This is a genomic window from Nitratireductor pacificus pht-3B, assembly GCF_000300335.1.
Taxonomy (GTDB): Bacteria; Pseudomonadota; Alphaproteobacteria; order Rhizobiales; family Rhizobiaceae; genus Nitratireductor; species Nitratireductor pacificus.
Window position 1 is genome coordinate 1 of the sequence record NZ_AMRM01000016.1, and the last position, 16940, is coordinate 16940.

16 protein-coding genes and 1 pseudogene are annotated in these 16940 nt (G+C 65.4%); 7 read left to right on the forward strand and 10 right to left on the reverse strand.

From position 1 onward, the window contains the following. The 3 genes and pseudogenes from fliI to NA2_RS14255 form a co-directional block, all read right to left on the reverse strand. Positions 1-377 (reverse strand): annotated as a pseudogene (gene fliI, locus NA2_RS14245) (flagellum-specific ATP synthase FliI); the annotation flags it as partial. An 8-nt stretch (positions 378-385) separates the two neighbouring features. Continuing rightward, entirely contained in the window at positions 386-1102 is a 717-nt protein-coding gene (gene flgF, locus NA2_RS14250) for a flagellar basal-body rod protein FlgF (RefSeq protein ID WP_008597687.1), read from the reverse strand. A 9-nt stretch (positions 1103-1111) separates the two neighbouring features. Continuing rightward, on the reverse strand, positions 1112-2233 hold the full coding sequence (locus tag NA2_RS14255; RefSeq protein WP_008597688.1) for a DUF1217 domain-containing protein: 1122 nt from the start codon (positions 2231-2233) through the stop codon (positions 1112-1114). 144 nt (positions 2234-2377) lie between these two features. Here NA2_RS14255 and motA point away from each other — a divergent pair, with 144 nt between their 5' ends. The 6 genes from motA (at position 2378) to NA2_RS14285 (ending at position 7336) form a co-directional block, all read left to right on the forward strand. Further along, entirely contained in the window at positions 2378-3253 is an 876-nt protein-coding gene (gene motA / locus NA2_RS14260; RefSeq protein WP_008597689.1) for a flagellar motor stator protein MotA, read from the forward strand. 31 nt (positions 3254-3284) lie between these two features. Further along, positions 3285-4223 carry a FliM/FliN family flagellar motor switch protein gene (locus NA2_RS14265; RefSeq protein ID WP_008597690.1) on the forward strand — a complete coding sequence of 313 codons (939 nt, stop codon included), beginning with the start codon at positions 3285-3287 and terminating at the stop codon, positions 4221-4223. A gap of 42 nt (positions 4224-4265) precedes the next feature. Continuing rightward, positions 4266-4643 carry a flagellar motor switch protein FliN gene (fliN, locus tag NA2_RS14270; RefSeq protein WP_008597691.1) on the forward strand — a complete coding sequence of 126 codons (378 nt, stop codon included), beginning with the start codon at positions 4266-4268 and terminating at the stop codon, positions 4641-4643. Between the two features lie 40 nt (positions 4644-4683). Continuing rightward, positions 4684-5691, forward strand: a complete 1008-nt coding sequence (locus NA2_RS14275) for a FliG C-terminal domain-containing protein (protein ID WP_008597692.1) — start codon at positions 4684-4686, stop codon at positions 5689-5691. A 117-nt stretch (positions 5692-5808) separates the two neighbouring features. Beyond that, positions 5809-6903: a flagellar biosynthesis protein FlhB gene (gene flhB / locus NA2_RS14280; RefSeq protein WP_008597693.1), complete on the forward strand. Its 1095-nt coding sequence runs from the start codon at positions 5809-5811 to the stop codon at positions 6901-6903. Next, positions 6896-7336 (forward strand): hypothetical protein, encoded by a 441-nt coding sequence (locus NA2_RS14285; RefSeq protein ID WP_040678016.1) that lies wholly within the window; start codon positions 6896-6898, stop codon positions 7334-7336. The genes flhB and NA2_RS14285 overlap by 8 nt, the downstream gene beginning before the upstream one ends. Before the next feature lie 33 nt (positions 7337-7369). On the opposite strand, the gene NA2_RS22310 is transcribed toward NA2_RS14285, so the two are convergent. The 7 genes from NA2_RS22310 to NA2_RS14320 all read right to left on the reverse strand — a co-directional run bounded on the left by NA2_RS22310 (position 7370) and on the right by NA2_RS14320 (position 15586). Beyond that, complete coding sequence (locus NA2_RS22310) at positions 7370-8074, reverse strand: helix-turn-helix transcriptional regulator (RefSeq protein WP_008597695.1); 705 nt, start codon at positions 8072-8074, stop codon at positions 7370-7372. Then, positions 8075-8767, reverse strand: coding sequence for a helix-turn-helix transcriptional regulator (locus NA2_RS14295; RefSeq protein WP_040678018.1), 693 nt, complete (start codon positions 8765-8767; stop codon positions 8075-8077). A gap of 277 nt (positions 8768-9044) precedes the next feature. After that, positions 9045-10133, reverse strand: coding sequence for an ABC transporter ATP-binding protein (locus tag NA2_RS14300; protein ID WP_008597697.1), 1089 nt, complete (start codon positions 10131-10133; stop codon positions 9045-9047). A 12-nt stretch (positions 10134-10145) separates the two neighbouring features. Then, entirely contained in the window at positions 10146-11828 is a 1683-nt protein-coding gene (gene bglA, locus NA2_RS14305) for a beta-galactosidase BglA (protein ID WP_008597698.1), read from the reverse strand. Between the two features lie 8 nt (positions 11829-11836). Beyond that, on the reverse strand, positions 11837-12973 hold the full coding sequence (locus NA2_RS14310; protein WP_008597699.1) for a carbohydrate ABC transporter permease: 1137 nt from the start codon (positions 12971-12973) through the stop codon (positions 11837-11839). Continuing rightward, on the reverse strand, positions 12970-13932 hold the full coding sequence (locus NA2_RS14315; RefSeq protein ID WP_040678051.1) for a carbohydrate ABC transporter permease: 963 nt from the start codon (positions 13930-13932) through the stop codon (positions 12970-12972). Before NA2_RS14315 ends, NA2_RS14310 begins: the two co-directional genes overlap by 4 nt. 298 nt (positions 13933-14230) lie before the next feature. Beyond that, positions 14231-15586, reverse strand: coding sequence for an ABC transporter substrate-binding protein (locus NA2_RS14320; RefSeq protein WP_008597701.1), 1356 nt, complete (start codon positions 15584-15586; stop codon positions 14231-14233). A gap of 277 nt (positions 15587-15863) precedes the next feature. On the opposite strand from NA2_RS14320, the gene NA2_RS14325 reads away from it, so the two are divergent. After that, positions 15864-16919 carry a LacI family DNA-binding transcriptional regulator gene (locus tag NA2_RS14325; RefSeq protein WP_008597702.1) on the forward strand — a complete coding sequence of 352 codons (1056 nt, stop codon included), beginning with the start codon at positions 15864-15866 and terminating at the stop codon, positions 16917-16919. Positions 16920-16940 lie beyond the last annotated feature (21 nt).

Here is a 16940-nt window from a genome sequence, read left to right on the forward strand (position 1 = left end):
GGGCGGCCGAGCGCATCGATCACGCGGCCGCGCCAGGCCGGCCCTGGCGCAAGGCCAAGCGGTCCGCGGTTGAAGACCGGTTCCCCCATGCCCACTGCGCCCGATTTCTCGAACGGCGCGACCAGCACGCCATCGGCGCTGATGCGCACCACTTCGCCCGCGCCGGCGCCGCGCCGTCCGCGGCGCGAGACCAGATCGCCGAGGCGCGCGGTCTGCGAAAGGCCGCTGACGCTGTAGTGGGTCGGCGTAACCTCGGTTACCCGTCCGCCATGGCTGACCATGAAGCGGTCGTTGTCGGCGATCCCGCGAAACGCGTGTTCCAGAGCGGCGAGCATAGTTTCGCCATGCTGTGCCTGTGGGGAGGTGGATTGTGTCATGTCGGGGTTCATGCGCCGAGCAGCTTGATGGCGTCCTGCAGGGCGGAGTCGCTGTCACCCATAAGCTTGCTGACCTGCTCGAAGGTCCGCTGCACCTCGATCAGGTGCATCATCTCGCGCATGGCGTTGACGTTGGATTCCTCGATGAAGCCCTGCGCCACGCCGACATCGGGATTGTCGACCACGGGCTGGGCGTCGCCGGCCAGGAAGCCGGAGTTTCCGTAGCGCGCGTAGTTCTGCGCGGGTGCGAACGCGAAAAGGCCGATGGCTCCAACGAGGCGCCCGTCCTGGCGCAGCATGCCGTCGGCGCTGACTTCGGGCGGGCCGCCGAGGGGATCGAGCAGCAGCGGCGCGCCGCCCGCGTCGAGAACGGGGTGACCCTCGATGCTGACCAGTTCGCCCGTCTCGCGCATGCTGAAGCGCCCGTCGCGGGTGACGACCGTGCCGGCCGGCGTCTCGACGGCGAACCAGGCATCGCCCTGGACCGCGAAGTCGAACGGGTTCCGGGTTTCCCGAAGGCCGCCCGGATTGACGTCGATGGAGGGATTGCCGGGGGCCGTGAAGGCGACGGAATCCGGGCCCAGCCCGTTGACCATGTCCTGAAAGTTGACGGATGTGGCGCGGAAGCCGACCGTGCCGGCATTGGCGACGTTGTCGGCAAGGGTTCCCAGCCGCCGCTCGAGCGCGACCTGGGAGGACAGGGCCACATAAAGTCCGGTCTGCATGGGTCGTCGTTACCTCTTCAACTGGGCGATGGTGAAAAGCACATCCGTGGAGATGCCGAATTCAGCCGGCTGGCTGTAGAGCGCGGCGATCGAGGAAAGCTGGTTGCCGGAGGGGTTGGCCAGCTCCCACATGTTGGTGAAGCGCGTCAGGAACTCGTCGAGCTTCTCGGGATCCTTGAAATCCTCGAGATCGATGCGGTCCTTGATCAGGTCGACCTGCTTGTCGATATTGGCCTGCGCCAGGGCCTCGGGAAAGCCGAGCGCGGTGCGCACCACCTTGGCAAGAGCCGGCTCCGCCAGGAACTCATAGTAGGAACGGATGCTCGATGCCTTGCGCTGGAAGTAGAGCGCCAGGCGGACGCCTTCGTTCTGCTTTCCGGCATCCTCCTCCAGCGTCTGGCGCAGATATTTGTCGATCGCCGGAGCCTGCGTCGCGTTGTGGGTGGTGGTGTCCTCGCCGTAACGCTCGAAGTTGAAGGTCGTCGCCAGTGCGAGAAAGCGCTTGTCCGACTGCTGATTGGCCGGGCTCTTGGGATCGTCCACGCCTCCCTCGAGCAGAGCCTTCAGGGCGCGCTTGTCGATCACCTCGTCGGTGAACCCGTGCGCCACCATCGCAAAGGTCAGCAGCTTGTCATCTGCAAGCAGGTGGTCGGCGGATTTCACCTGGCTGATGTTCTGCAGATAGTAGTTGATGTCCTTCAGCAGCGCCTCGCTGCCGGGGTCGACGCCGTTCCTGATGGCCAGCGAGACATACTTGTCCACCGTGCCCTTCTGGGTCGGGTTGTAGGTGGTGGTGTTGGCGCCGCCGGCGGCGAAATTGTAGGTGCGGGCGAAGTCGGCGTAGCGCTTGTCGGTCAGCTTGTTGGCGAAGCTTTCGGGATCGCTGATGCCTTCCTCCAGGACCTTGACCATGAAGGCCTTGGCATAGGCCATGTCCTCCAGTCCGTGCGCTTTCATGGCGTAGCGGAAGAGACGATCGTCGTTGACGAACTCGTCGATCGAGGTCACCCGGCCGATATTGGCCTGATAGTACGCGGTCTCGCGCTGCACGGCGGGCTGCGACTGGACGCGCTCCATGGACCGCGCGATGTCGCGGTTGATCAGATGAAAGCTCGTGAACGTGTTGATCAAGGCGCACCCTCCGCCATCATTCGTGGCCGGAAGGTAGAGCCTGTTTCTTGCGCGAGGCTTTCCGTCCCGCCGACCGCCGTTCAAGCCTCACGCAAGCCACGGGCGATAGGAAAGGCAAAACGCCAATGGGAAGTGACGGTGTAAATGGGCATTCTTGTCGGACTGGTGGTAACGCTCGGCTGCGTGATCGGCGGCTTCATGGCGATGGGCGGGCACATCGACGTGCTGATTCAGCCGTGGGAAGTCGTCATCATCTGCGGCGCGGCATTCGGCACATTCCTGGTCGCCAACCCCATGGCGACGGTCAAGGACACGGGCAAGGCATGCCTCGAAGCGTTCAAGGGCTCGGTTCCCAAGGAAACCGAGTATCTGGAAACGCTCGGCGTCCTGCACAGCCTGATGCGCGAGCTGCGTACCAAGTCGCGCAGCGAGGTCGAGGCGCATATCGATAATCCGGAAGAGTCGGCCATCTTCCAGACCTATCCGAGCGTCCTCAAGAACCACGACCTGACGCATTTCATCTGCGACTATTGCCGCATCATCATCATCGGCAACGCCCGGCCTTTCGAGATCGAGGCGCTGATGGACGAGGAAATCCAGACCATCCGGCGCGACAAGCTGAAATCCTATCACGCGCTGGTCGCGGTCTCCGAAGGCCTGCCGGCGCTGGGCATCGTGGCCGCCGTGCTCGGCGTGATCAAGGCGATGGGCGCGCTCGACCAGTCGCCGGAAATCCTCGGCGCGCTGGTGGGCGCGGCGCTGGTCGGCACCTTCCTCGGCATCTTCATGTCCTATGCGGTGGTCGGCCCGATCGCCACCAAGATCAAGATCGTCCGCGAGAAGAAGAACCGGCTCTACGTGATCGTCAAGCAGACGCTCCTTGCCTACATGAACGGGTCGCTGCCGCAGGTGGCGCTCGAGTTCGGACGCAAGACGATCTCGGCCTATGACCGGCCTTCGATCGACGCGGTCGAGCAGAGCACCATGAACCCCGGCGCCGCGGAGAAGCAGGCAGCATGACGAACCGACCTCACGGAAAAGGCGGCGAACCATGGCGCTGACGGACAATCCCGAGCTGATGCGCAGCCTCGTCGTCGAGCGGCTGGTCGGCGCGACCGGCGATCCCCGGCGGGTGACCGAGGCCGCGCGCGCCTGCGCCCTGCGCGCCCTGCCGAATGTGGTCAGCGCCTTCCAGGAGAAGTTTCCGACGGCGGTCGCGCTCGATCTGCTCGACATCGAGATCGTCCGGCTGGCGGAGCTGAAGCCGCGGGAGGATTCCTGCGACGCGCTGGTGGTCGTTCCTTCCGAAGCATCGGGCGACGCGCTGACGATGCGGCTCGACCCGCAGGGCATTTCGCTCCTGGTGAGCGCGCTGTTCGGCGGCGATCCCGACCTGCCGGTGCCGCCGATCGACCGGCCGCCATCGGCCATCGAGCGGGATGTCGCCGCACTCGCCTTCGAGGCCTTCGCCAAGGCTCTGAACGGCACCGGTGCGCGGGCGCTGGGGCTTCGGCTGCCGCTGCAGCCGCTCCTCTCCGGCGGCGACTTCCGCCGCCTGGTGGTGCGCGACGGCCCGGGCGTGCGCATCCGCTTCTCGCTTGGCGGCGAGGAAGGCGGCGGCGTGCTGACCGCATGGATGCCGCAGCGGCTCATTCTGGAAATGCGCGATACGAGCAAGCCGGACCAGCGCGTCGAGCGCGCGCAGGCGGCGGACTGGCGGCACCGGTTCTCCGACGAGGTGCTGCGCTCGACGGTCAGGATCAAGGCGACCATTCCGCTGACCAGCATGCCGCTCGGCGATCTGGCGAAGCTCAGTGCCGGGCAGGTGATCGAATTCGGCGAGGGCACCCAGTCCGAGGCGCGCCTGTCGGTGCGCGACAAGACGGTTTTCGTGTGTGATTTCGGCAAGTCGGGAAATCACTACACGGTGAGGATCAAACAGCCATTCGACGCCCGCCAGGATGCGGTCGACGGGCTTCTCTCGCGCTAGGGCCAGCCCCGGACGCGATCAATGCGGTGAAGGAGAATGACAATGAGCAAGGCCGTGCCCGAGCCGCAGCCAGACGGCGAGGAAGAGCTGAACAAGGCCATCGAGGAGCTGAAGGGCGTGCTGCACGAGGATGCGCCAGGCGAGGCGGCGGCCGGCATCTCCGGCGACAATCGCGACTTCGTCATGAGCATTCCCGTCGAGGTGCAGATCGTCCTCGGTACGGCGGAGATGCCCGTCTCGCAGCTCATGGCGCTGAAAAAGGGATCGACCGTCTCGCTGAACCGGCGCATCGGCGAACCGGTGGAGATCGTCGTCAACGGTCGGCGCATCGCGCGGGGCGAGATCACGCTGGTCGATGACGATCCGTCCCGCTTCGGCGTCAAGCTGACGGAAGTCGCCGGCAGCGCCGGCGGCGCCTGAGTTCGGTCTTACAGGTTCGCGACAGGGAGAATTAGTGGCGATGACGGAAATGGTGGCACTGACACAGGCCCAGAAGGCGGCGGCCATTCTCGTGGCGATGGGCAAGCCCTCGGCCGGGCGCCTGCTAAAATTCTTCAAGCAGGAAGAGCTGAAGGCGCTGATCGACGGCGCGCGCCTGCTGCGCACCATTCCGCAGGCCCAGCTCGAGCAGGTCGTGGCCGAGTTCGAGAGCGAGTTCACCGAGGGCGCGGGCCTGCTCGATTCCGCCGACAGCATGGACACGATCCTGACCGAGACCCTGTCCGAGGAAGAGATCAACCTTTTGATGGGGCGCGGCACCACCGCCTCGCCGGAGGCCGAGGAGGTGTGGACGGAGCTGGAGAAGCTGGAGCCGCCGCGGCTCCTGGAAATCCTGTCCGGTGAACATCCCCAGGTCATCGCCGTCATTCTTGCGGGCATTACCCCGGGCGCCGCGGCAAAGGTGCTCGTGACGCTCGACAAATCGCTGCGCGGCGCGGTCCTCAGCCGCATCGCGACGACCGGCAGCATGCCGGCCCCGGCCAAGAAGCTGATCGAGAAGCGGCTCGGCGAACTGCTCGGCTCGATGCGCAGCGGCAAGGATGCCGCCGCCGGCCTGTCGCGCGTCGCCAACATGCTGAACGAGCTCGACAAGGCGCAGGCCGACGAGGTCATCCACGAGCTGGAAATGTCCGGCTCGAGCGACGTCGATGCGATCCGCTCGCAGCTCTTCAGCTTCGAGGAGATCGTGCTCCTGTCGCAGAAGGCGCGCGTCGCGCTGTTCGACGGCCTGTCCAGCGACCTCGTGACGCTCGCGCTCCGCAACGCGCCGTCCGATACGGTTGAAGCCGTCCTGTCGGCGCTTGGCCAGCGCACGCGGCGCATGATCGAGGCGGAACTGGCGGGCGGTGGCGAGGACGTGCCGGCCGAGGAGATCCAGCAGGCGCGCAAGCGCATTTCGGCAACGGCGGTCCAGCTGTCCCAGAAAGGCGGCTTCGAGCTGCCGGGCATGCAAAAAGCCGCGGCCTGATGATGCCTCCGGCATTGTGCAGCCGGCCGCCGCTGCCCGGCATCCGCGGGATGCGGAAAGGCAGCGGGATGAAGCCGTTCCCGCGGCGCGGGGACGCCGTATCGAGGTTCAGCGCCGATGTCTGAGGGTGCCGACAAGGAAAGCAAAACCGAGGAAGCGACGGAGAAGAAGATCCGCGATTCCATCGACAAGGGACAATTGCCCTTCTCGAAGGAACTCCCGGTCTTCGCGTCCTTCCTGGCGATCCTGGCCTTCACGATTTTCTTCGCGCAGGACAGCGCCATCCGGCTCGGCAACTTCCTGTCGATCTTCCTCGAGCGCGCCGACGGATGGAAGCTCGAGACGCAGGCGGACGCCATCGCCATCTACGAGCTGGTGTTCATCGAGATCGGCAGGGCGGTCGGCGTCGTCATGCTGCTGCTCGTCGTTGCCGGCATCGCGGCGTCGGTGCTGCAGAACGTGCCGCGCTTCGTGCTGGACCGCGTTCAGCCGAAGCTGTCGCGCATATCGCTGAAACAGGGCTGGAGCCGGATTTTCGGCGCCAAGGGCATGGTCGAGTTCGCCAAGTCCCTCGGCAAGCTGCTGGTGGCCGGCGGTTTTCTCGTCCTGGCCATGCGCGAGGCCGAGACGCGGCTTCTGGCGGGCATGATCACCAACCCGGTGGAGTTCACCAGCATCATCCGCGACATCGCTGTGGAGAGCCTGGTGGTGGTGACCCTGGTGGTCGCGGTGATCGCCGTGGCCGACCTGTTCTGGTCGCGCCACCAGTGGCGGCAGGACCTGCGCATGACGCGGCAGGAGGTGAAGGACGAGTTCAAGCAGAGCGAGGGCGACCCCATCGTCAAGGCGCGCCTGCGCTCGCTCGCGCGGGACCGCGCGCGGCAGCGGATGATCAGCGCCGTCCCGCAAGCAACGCTTGTGATCGCCAACCCGACCCATTTCGCCATCGCCATGCGCTACCGGCGCGATGAGGATGCGGCCCCCGTCGTCGTGGCCAAGGGCCAGGACCTTATCGCCCTTAAAATCAAAGAGATAGCGATCGAGCACAACATCCCGGTCTTCGAAGAACCGGCGCTCGCCCGCTCCATGTACAAACAAGTTTCGGTTGATAACCTCATTCCATCCCAGTTCTACAAGGCTGTGGCGGAGCTGATCCGTCGCATCTATCGGACCGGGGAGCGACCGCATTCAGCAGGGATACATCATGAATAGGCAGCCACATTCTCCAGGGCGCGAAGTCATCGTTGGCAATGCCATCCGGTCGGTGGCCAACGAGCTCAGGCTCGTCGATGTGGCGGACTATGTGGCTTTCATCCGGCTGGAGAGCATGGCGAGCATCGCCGACATCGTGGAGTCGGCAGCGGAGCTGTATTTCATGCCGGGAACGCTGCGGCTCGGGCATGGCTGCGAGGCGCATGTGGCCTGGACGGAAAGCCCGCGCATCGTGCTCGATCTGGAACTGCGTCCGCGCGGCGCGACGGTCTATTTCACGCTGGAGCTCAGTGCGCTGAATGCGGCCGTCGAAGTCAATTACGTGGCTTTCGAGGACCCTGCCGAGGACCCCGAGGAGAACTCGCGCTATCTGGAGCAGGCGCTGAGCGCGGCCCGGATCGTCCGCTCCGAGCGCCCGCTGATCAACGGCTGAGGCACCCCGCCGTTTCTTCCATACGAGGCGATCTCAGTCGATCAGGCCGATCCGCAGGGCCTTGGCCACGGCATGAACGCGGTTGACCGCGTTCAGCTTCTGCGTGGTGCTGGCGAGATACTGGTTCGCTGTGTGCACCGAAAGGCCGAGGCGCTTGGCGATATCCTCGCTGGTCAGGCCGTTGGCCGTTAGCTTCAGGCATTGCAGTTCGCGCTTGGAGATGGCCGGCATGGGCGTTTCGTCGGCGCTCGGAAAGAGCTCCGCGAGCGCTGCGAAGGACGCGTGGCATTCATTGTGGATGTCGAACAGCGCCTGCGGCGTGAGGCGCATCGCCGATCCCAGGAAGAAGACAACGCCCAGCCGGCGATGCTCCGTGCAGAGCGGCAGGACGAGACCGGCGCCGTCCTCGATGGCCGGCACACGCTCGCTGAAGAAATCGGAGAAATCGCCGGGCGCTTCCTCGCCCCACCAGAGGGGGTGCGAGGCTTCGGCGACGATATCGGCGAAGCGCCAGGGTAATCGGCCGGGCAGGCGTTCAGTCTCCGGATGCGTGCCGGGAAAGGCGCTGTCAAGGCAGGGGACAAGACGGCGCGCGGACACCCCGTCGAGGAGGTACAGATGAAAGCTGTCCGCGCCGATGCCGGCCGAGAGCGTGCGCAGGCTTTCCGTGATCTCGGCGGGGGAATCCGGCGCGTCGTCTGTGTCCGTCTGGCGCGGCTGTTTTCCCGTCGCGGCCACTCAGATGATTCCGCGTCTGATCGCCGTGGCGATCGCCATGGCGCGGTTTTTCGCCGACAGCTTGTGGATCGCGTGCGCGACGTAGCTGTTCACGGTGTTGGAGGAGACGTTGAGGATCAGCGAGACCTCGTCCGCCGTCTTGCCTTCAGATACCCATAACAGGCATTCGCGCTCGCGCTCGGAGAGCAGTTCGCCCGACGCCGCCTTTTCGTTCTCCAGTCCGGACAGCATGTGGCAGAGCGCCATCTGTGCGCGCGCCAGCTGCTGGGTGTCGACACGGCCCGTCGTCGTCGCCGAGACGAGCGCGACGAAGCGGCCCTTGCCGGCGGGAAGCTTGAGCAGAAACATCTCCTGATGGTCGTGACGGCACAGCCGCGCGACATCGTCGGAGGCGAGCATCGCCGCGAGGGTAAGCGGGTGCCAGGCGCTCGGGGCGGTGCCGGGGAAGGTCGAGACGGGGCTTTCCAGCAGGCGGCCGATGGCGCCCGCGCCGACATCCTCGATCGTGTCGAAGCTCCAGTTGGAAACCAGGATGCGCAGGGCGCCGGAGGCGCTGCCGGGCGCGGTATCGGCGATCAGGTAGAAGGCGGCGCCTGCCGCGCGGCAGCTCCGGCGCGCGAGGCCTGAGAGATCACGCCGTGTCGCCGCCTTGCGGCGCGGTGTGGCAGTTCTCTCGCGAATCTCGGCTGTCATTGCATCCCACTGCAGCTGGCGCACCGCGCGGGTGCATTTTCAGTCGCGGAAAACGCAATACGAAGATCATCATCCTCCCGCCCTGCAAGAATGACGACTGCCGGCCGGACCGGCGCAATCGATAAAACAGGCGCCAGCCAGTGCGGCGCGTTCATGGATGCGGGTGCTGACCCGCATCGGAAAACTGATCGTGAGAACCGGCCCCCGGTCCGCATGGCTCATGGTTAGGTAAGCTTTCGATTCGGGTCAAGAAAAGAGGCGTGCTTTGATTGTTTAGTCAAAGATAAAGCAGCGACCGGCCTTCCTCGGTAAACAGATGCATCTTTTCAGGGGCTGCAGTGATGCGCACCTGGTCTCCCTTCGCGTGGCGCTGCACGCCGGCGACCTTCACGACGACGGCCTCTTCGACGCCGACGACCTTCAGGTAGATGTTGGTGACTTCGCCGAGGCGCTCGACGAAATGCACCTCGCCCTCGAACAGATGATCCCCGCCATCGGCGAGCCGCAAGTCTTCCGGGCGGACACCGAATTTTGCGGGCTTGCCGGCGAGGGTCTCGGGGGAGGTGATCGGCACTTCTGCGGTGCCGCCCGACAGCCTGACCGTCGTCGTCCTGCCGGTCTTCTCGATGGTGGCCGGCTGGATGTTCATGGCGGGCGAGCCGATGAACTGGGCGACAAACAGGTTGGCCGGGCGCTCGTAGAGCTCGATCGGGGCGCCGACCTGTTCGATATGGCCGGCGGACAGCACGACGATGCGGTCGGCGAGCGTCATCGCCTCCACCTGGTCGTGCGTCACGTAGATCATCGTCGTGTCGGGCATCGAGCCTTTCAGCTTGGCGATCTCGATGCGGGTTGCGACGCGCAGCGCCGCGTCGAGGTTCGACAGGGGCTCGTCGAACAGGAACACCTTCGGGTTGCGCACGATGGCGCGGCCGATTGCGACGCGCTGGCGCTGGCCGCCCGACAGGGCCTTGGGCAGTCGCTCGAGATAGGGCGTGAGCTGCAGGATGTCGGCCGCCGCCCTGACGCGTTTCTCGATCTCCTCCTTCGGCGCCCTGGCGATCTTCATGCCGAAGGCCATGTTGTCGTAGACGGTCATGTGCGGGTAGAGCGCATAGGACTGGAAGACCATGGCGATGCCGCGCTGCGAGGGCGGAATGTCGTTGACCCGCTCGCCGCCGATATGCATGTCGCCGCCGGTGATGCTCTCCAGCCCGGCGATCATGCGCAGCAGGGTGGACTTGCCGCAGCCGGACGGGCCGACGAAGACGATGAATTCGCCCTCGTCGATCTTCAGGTCGATGCCGTGGATGACCTTGGTGGCGCCGTAGCTCTTCTGGATGTCCTTCAGATCAAGAGCGGTCATTTCCTCCCCCTTTCATCGTCCCCTGCGGGCGAACCAGCTTGCATAGGGCGGCAGTTTCAGGACGCCGTCCTCGATCCGTCCGGCGGCGCTGGAATCGGTCATTTCCGCGTAGCCCCGGGCGTCCAGCGCCACCTCCGCCGGGCGGCCGGTCATGTTGATGGCCACCAGAACCGAGGCGCCGGCCATGGAGCGCTCGAACATGAGCACGTCGTCGCCGGCGTCGCGGAAGCCGATGTCTCCCTTGGCGAATTCGATATGGCGGCTGCGGAAGGCGAGCATGTCGCGGTAATGCGCCAGAAGCGCGTCGTCGCCGGTCTGGGCGGAGACCGCCAGATGCAGGTGCTCCGGCGGCACCGGCAGCCATGGCCTGCCGGCGGTGAAACCGCCATTGACCTGGCTTTCCGACCAGACCATGGGCGTGCGGCAGCCGTCGCGCCCCTTGAAGGTCGGCCAGAACTGGATGCCGTAGGGGTCCTGCAGATCCTTCAGGTCGAGCACGGCCTCGGTCAGCCCCAGCTCCTCGCCCTGATAGAGGCAGACCGAACCGCGCAGGGAGAGGATCAGCGTCGTCGTCATCTTCAGGAAGGCGTCGCGGTCGTGCACCTGGTCGGCCCAGCGCGAGGCATGGCGCACCACGTCGTGGTTGGAAAAGCTCCAGCACGACCAGCCGTCGGGCGCCTTCTGCTCAAAGCTCTCCAGAACCCGGCGCACGCGGGTGGGCGTCAGCGGTTCCTGCGACAGGAAGTCGAAGGAGTAGCACATGTGCACCTTGTCGTTGCCGCTCGTATAGGCGGCAACCAGGTCGAGCCCGCGCTGGGCGTCGCCCACCTCGCCGACGGCGGTGGTGCCGGGATATTCGTCGAGCAGCGTCCGGAAACGCTTCAGGAATTCTAGGTTCTCCGGCTGGTTCTTGTCGTAGAGATGTTCCTGGTAGTTGTAGGGGTTCACCGCCGGCGCGATGGAGGCGTTGCGCTGGTCCTGGCCAAGCGGCGGGTTGTCCTCCAGCCCTGCCGAGTGGAAGTAGAAATTGATCGTGTCGAGCCGGAAGCCGTCGACGCCGCGGTCGAGCCAGAAGCGCACCGTGTCGAGCAGCGCGTCCTGGACGGCCGGATTGTGGAAGTTGAGGTCGGGCTGGCTCGCCAGGAAATTGTGCAGGTAATACTGGCAGCGGCCGGTGTCCCATTGCCAGGCCGAGCCGCCGAAGATCGACAGCCAGTTGTTGGGCGGGCTGCCGTCCGGCTTCGGATCGGCCCAGACATACCAGTCGGCGCGCGGGTTGGTGCGGCTCTCGCGGCTCTCGACGAACCAGGGATGGCGGTCGGAGGAATGCGAGATCACCTGGTCGATCATCACCTTGAGGCCGAGGCGGTGCGCCTCGGTGATCATGGCGTCGAAATCGGCGAGCGAGCCGAACATCGGGTCGACCTGCTTGTAGTCCGAAACGTCATAGCCGAAATCGAGCATGGGCGATTTGAAGAAGGGCGATATCCAGATCGCGTCGACGCCCAGCCCCGCGATGTAGGGCAGGCGCTGGGTGATGCCCTTCAGGTCGCCGATGCCGTCGCCGTTCGAATCCTGGAAGGAGCGCGGATAGATCTGGTAGATCACCGCGCCGCGCCACCAGTCGGGGTCTTCGGCATGCCGGCTCATCGCCCCGGGGGCATAGTCGAACGGGACATCGTGCAGGACATTCATGGGAGCGGTCAGCCTCCTTTGACGGACCCGGCCAGGAGACCGCGGACCAGATAACGTTGCATGGCGAAGAAGACGAGGATCGGCACGATGATGGCGACGAAGGCCGAGGCCGTCAGGATTTCCCAGTTGCCGCCGCGCGAGCCGAGCAGTTCGCGCAGCCGCCCGGTCAGCACGAGCTGTTCCTCGTTGTTGCCGAGGAAGACGGTGGCGACCAGCAGGTCGTTCCAGGTCCACAGGAACTGGAAGATGGCGAAGGAGGCAAGCGCCGGGAAGGAGAGCGGCAGGATGATCTTGCGAAAGATCTCGAAGTCCGACGCGCCGTCCACCTTGGCGCTCTCGATGATCTCGCGCGGCAGGCCGGCCATGTAGTTGCGCAGGAGGTAGATGGCGAGCGGCAGGCCGAAGCCCGTATGCGCCAGCCAGATGCCGATGAAGGATTTTCCGATGCCGACCTCATTGTAGAGCCTGAGGAGCGGGATCAGCGACATCTGCAACGGCACCACCAGCAGGCCGACGATGGTCGCCAGCAGCAGCGCGCGGCCGGGAAATTCCATCCAGGCGAGCGCATAGGCCGCATAGGCGGCGATCAGGATCGGGATCACCGTTGCCGGGATCGTCACCGTCATCGTGTTGATGAAGCTCTTGCCCAGCCCTTCGGAGAACAGCACGTTCTCGTAGTTCTCCGTGGTGAATCTCGGCGGCTCGACGGAGCTGACGAAGATGCGCTGGCCGCGATTGCCCTCCGGCTTCTGCGGATAGGCGACGACGTAGTCGCCATTGGCCGCGACGGTGACGGTCGCGCCGTCGCGCAGCTCGGCGGTTTCGTCCACGGCAAAGGCCGACGGCTCTCGCGAGGAGACGCCGAAAGCCGCCGCCTTGCCGCCGCTCCCCTCGAAGACATTGCCCTTCAGCACCCAGCGCCCGTCCTCTTCTTCCGCCTCGTCGGGCGGCGCGGCGCGGGCGACGATGTTGCGCTCGGAGGCGGTCAGCGCCGTCCACCAGCCGCTGACGGCGAGCTGGTCCTTGTCGCGCAGGGACGAGACGAGAATGCCCAGCGTCGGCAGGGTCCACAGGGCCACGAGGAACAGGACGGCCAGATGCACGGCCCAGGTCAGGGCCGGCCGGTTTCCGACGACCGTGCTCATTTCATGTCCTTTCGCGCTTCGCGGATGTTCCAGATCATGATCGGCGTCACCATGGCCATGATGACCAGGGCGATGGTCGAGGCGCGGCCGAAATCGAGGCCGCGGAACATCCAGTCGAACATGTAGTTGGCCAGCACCTGGCTGCCCCACTGGCCGTTGGTCATGGCCAGCACGATGTCGAACACTTTTAGAACGAGGATGGTGATGGTGGTCCACACCACGGCGATCGTGGCCCAGATCTGCGGCACCTTGATCTTGTAGAAGATCTGGAAAGGCGAGGCGCCGTCGATGATCGCCGCCTCGATGGTCTCCTCGGGAATGCCGCGCAGGGCGGCCGACAGGATGACCATCGCGAAGCCGGTCTGGATCCAGATCAGGATCACCATCAGGAAGAAGCTGTTCCACAGGGGGAGGGTGATCCAGGCCTGCGGCTCGCCGCCGAAGAAGGTGACGATGGCGTTGAGCAGGCCGATCTGCTCCGTGCCCTCGGCGCGGTAGTCGTAGATGAACTTCCAGATCACGCTTGCGCCGACGAAGGAGATCGCCATCGGCATGAAGATCAGGCTTTTCGCCAGATTGCCCCAGCCGATGCGGTCGGTCAGCGCGGCGGCGATCAGGCCGAAGAAGGTCGCGGCCGCCGGCACGACGAGCAGCCATAAGATGTTGTTGAACATGCTTTCGCGGAAGGCGGCGTCGGTGGCGAGCCAGGCGTAGTTGGCGCCGCCCACCCATTGCCGTCCGTCGGGACCGTGGAAGCTCAGGAAGATCGAGTTGACGACCGGGTAGACGAGATAGATGCCGAGGATCACGACCGCCGGGCCGAGAAACAGCCAGGGCCGGATGCCGTTGGCCTTGTTGATGTTGTCTGCGATGTGGACGCCGCGCGCCGGGTAGATCGTGTCGAGGATGCGGTTCGATCCCCAGAAATAGCCGAAGCAGGCGGCGACGCCGAGCAGCATGACGAGCACGGCCTGCACCAGCTTGATGTCCGGCAGCACCGCGTTCAGCGCGGCGAAGACGGCGACGGCGCAGACCACGCTGACGACGATGCCTGCCAGCATGATGATGAGCGCGATGGCAAGGGTGACGAGGAACCCCCCGGGACCCGGCGACCCGGTGGTCGGGGTGGGGATGGTCGAGGACATGGCCATTTTCAGCCTCCTGGGTCAGCCTCCGGAAGCGGCGCTTCCGGCTCCCGCCTGGCGTCCACCGCCCCGCCGGCGCGGCCGGCGGGACAGCGTGGCGCGCGGGCCGATCCTACTTGATGGCGTCCCATTCCTTCTGGACGTCGGCGCCGACTTCCTTGGCGGACTTGCCGCCGACATAGTCGATCATGCCGGTCCAGAAGGCGCCGGCGCCGATCTTGCCGGGCATCAGGTCGGAGCCGTCGAAGCGGAAGGTGGTGGCGCTGGTCAGGATCTCGCCCTGCTTCCTCAGGGCGTCGTTTGCGTAGGTCTCCGGATTGGCGTCCTTGAAGGGCGTCAGGAAGCCGGCCTGCGCCATCCAGATCTCGTGGGCGATGGGCGTCTTCAGGAAGTCGATGAAGGCGCGCGCCACGTCGGAATCCTTGGTGATGGCGAAGATCGTGCCGGCGCCGAGCACCGGCGTGCCGAGGTCCTTCTCCGCATAGGCCGGGAAGTAGAAGAAGTCCGCATCGCGGCCGAGTTCCGTACCCTCCGGGAAAAAGGAGGGAATGAACGAGGCCTGGCGGTGCATGTAGCATTTCGGCGGCGAGGCGAAGAGGCCCTTCGGGCTGTCGCGGAAATCCGTCGAAGCGACGGCGCTCGTGCCGCCGTCGACATAGTCGTCGTTCCTGGCGAAGGCGCCGAACGCGTCGATGGCCTCCGCCACGCGGTCGTCGTCGAAGGGGATCTCGTTGCGGACCCACTGGTCGTAGACCTCGGGTGCCTGGGTGCGCAGCATCAGGTCCTCGACCCAGTCGGTGGCGGGCCAGCCCGTGGCGCCGCCCGATCCGAGGCCGATGCACCATGGCGTCGCGCCGTCGGCGACGATCTGGTCCGACAGCGCCTTCAGTTCCTCCATCGTCTGCGGCACCTCATATCCCGCATCCTCGAAATTCTCCGGAACGTACCAGACGAGCGACTTCAGGTCGGCCTTGTAGGAGAAGCCGTAGAAATTCTCCGCGCCGTCCTGGCCCTTGTAGGTACCGAGATCGACCCAGGACTGGCCGGCTGCATAGTGCTCCTTCATCCAGTCGGCCGTCTCGCTGCCGAGCGGCACCAGCAGGCCCTTGGAGGCGAGGTCCGCCGCGAGGCCCGGCTGCGGGAAGACGGCGACATTCGGCGCGCTGCCGGCCTGCGTGTCGATGACGATTTGCTGCTCGAAGGAATCGGAGCCGGAATAGTTCACCTTGGCGCCGGTCGCCTCCTCGAAATAGGCGGTGACGGACTCGATCAGGTCCTTGTCGGCGCTGAGCCACGGACCGAACAGGCTCATCTCCTGGCCGGAGAGGTCGTGCGCCGCCTTGAAGTCCTCGAAACTCTTCCAGTTGAACCGCGCATCCTCGCCGGGCGCGAATTTCAGGTCGGCGGCATACGCCGCGCTACAGGAAAGCGCCAGCGCGACCGCGCCGACGAGCATGGACGTCTTCATGAATTCCTCCACAGGCGACCGTCCGGCCGCTCCTCCTCACTCATTCTCCGCTCCAGCGCTCGAAACGTTTTCACAGTCTTTTCCAAAGCGCTTTGGATTTTGATACCATCATGCCGCGCCGCGTTTGAGTCAAGAGCGTGTGGTCGGTTTTCGCTGATTTTTGCGATTGTATGCCCGATTATGCCGATGAAGACCGTTATCCGGGAGAGCGCTCTTGATCCGATGGCGATGATGTGACACCAGTTTTTTGAAAGCGCTTTGAGGGAGGAGACGCCTGGTGACCCGGAAGGCCGTCAATCTGAAGATGTTATCGGAGGCCCTGGGTCTCTCCCAGACGACGGTGTCGCGCGCGCTGAACGGTTTTCCCGAAGTGTCCGAGAAGACCCGGGCCCGGGTCGTCGAGGCGGCGGAGCGGCTCAACTACCGGCCGAGCCCCAGCGCGGCCAGCCTCGCCACCGGCAAGTCACGCCTGATTGGCCATGTCGTCAGCCTTTCCGCGCATATCATGATCAACCCGCATTTCGCGGACTTCATCGCCGGTGCCGGGGAGGTCTATTCGGAGTCCGGCTATGACATCCTTCTCCGGCTGGCGCCGCTCGAGGAGCAGGAGCGCATCTACCACAATCTCGCCCAGGACCAGCGGGTCGACGGCGTGGTGGTGCACGGCCCGCTCACCAACGACCGGCGCATCGGCATTCTGAACGCGCTAGGCCTGCCCTTCGTCGTTCATGGCCGCAGCGACGAGGAGGGCAGGGATTATGCCTGGATGGACGTCAACAACAGGCGCGCCTTTCACCGGGCGACCGAGTTTCTCGTCGATCTCGGCCACCGGCGCATTGCGCTGGTCAACGGGATTGAAGCGATGAATTTCGCGGCGCGGCGGCGTCAGGGCTACGAGACGGCGCTGGCGGAGCGCGGCATCGCGCTCGACGAGACGCTGATGTTCAGCGGCGACATGACCGAGCCGCAGGGCTACCGGGCGACGCGCGAGCTTCTGGCCCTCGGCGAGCCGCCGACGGCGATCCTCGTCGCCAGCGTGCTGCCGGCGATGGGCATCGCCCGCGCGCTGGGCGAGGCGGGGCTGCGGCCCGGGCCGGACATGTCCGTCGTCGCCTTCGACGACTGCCTGTCGTTCCTCGAACCGATCGACACGGACGCGCCGCGCGACATTCCCTATTTCACGGCCATGCGCTCGTCGATCCGCGAGGCGGGAAAGCGCGTCGCGCGCATGCTGCTCGACCGTATCGACGATCCGCAGAGGCCGCTCGAAAGCGAACTCTGGGAGGCCGACTTCGTCGTCGGACAGACCACGGCGCCGCCCAGCCGGCGCTGATCAGCGAACAGCCGAGGAGAA

What these genes read in the sequence shown, in the direction of transcription:
- NA2_RS14265 (WP_008597690.1), top strand. Translation starts at nt 3,285, where the DNA reads ATGGCGCTGACGGACAATCCCGAGCTGATGCGCAGCCTCGTCGTCGAG.
- NA2_RS14320 (WP_008597701.1), bottom strand. Translation starts at nt 15,586, where the DNA reads ATGAAGACGTCCATGCTCGTCGGCGCGGTCGCGCTGGCGCTTTCCTGT.
- flgF (WP_008597687.1), bottom strand. Translation starts at nt 1,102, where the DNA reads ATGCAGACCGGACTTTATGTGGCCCTGTCCTCCCAGGTCGCGCTCGAG.
- bglA (WP_008597698.1), bottom strand. Translation starts at nt 11,828, where the DNA reads ATGAATGTCCTGCACGATGTCCCGTTCGACTATGCCCCCGGGGCGATG.
- NA2_RS14285 (WP_040678016.1), top strand. Translation starts at nt 6,896, where the DNA reads ATGAATAGGCAGCCACATTCTCCAGGGCGCGAAGTCATCGTTGGCAAT.
- motA (WP_008597689.1), top strand. Translation starts at nt 2,378, where the DNA reads ATGGGCATTCTTGTCGGACTGGTGGTAACGCTCGGCTGCGTGATCGGC.
- NA2_RS14315 (WP_040678051.1), bottom strand. Translation starts at nt 13,932, where the DNA reads ATGCTGCTCGGCGTCGCCGCCTGCTTCGGCTATTTCTGGGGATCGAAC.
- flhB (WP_008597693.1), top strand. Translation starts at nt 5,809, where the DNA reads ATGTCTGAGGGTGCCGACAAGGAAAGCAAAACCGAGGAAGCGACGGAG.
- NA2_RS14275 (WP_008597692.1), top strand. Translation starts at nt 4,684, where the DNA reads ATGACGGAAATGGTGGCACTGACACAGGCCCAGAAGGCGGCGGCCATT.
- NA2_RS14310 (WP_008597699.1), bottom strand. Translation starts at nt 12,973, where the DNA reads ATGAGCACGGTCGTCGGAAACCGGCCGGCCCTGACCTGGGCCGTGCAT.
- NA2_RS14295 (WP_040678018.1), bottom strand. Translation starts at nt 8,767, where the DNA reads ATGACAGCCGAGATTCGCGAGAGAACTGCCACACCGCGCCGCAAGGCG.
- NA2_RS14300 (WP_008597697.1), bottom strand. Translation starts at nt 10,133, where the DNA reads ATGACCGCTCTTGATCTGAAGGACATCCAGAAGAGCTACGGCGCCACC.
- fliN (WP_008597691.1), top strand. Translation starts at nt 4,266, where the DNA reads ATGAGCAAGGCCGTGCCCGAGCCGCAGCCAGACGGCGAGGAAGAGCTG.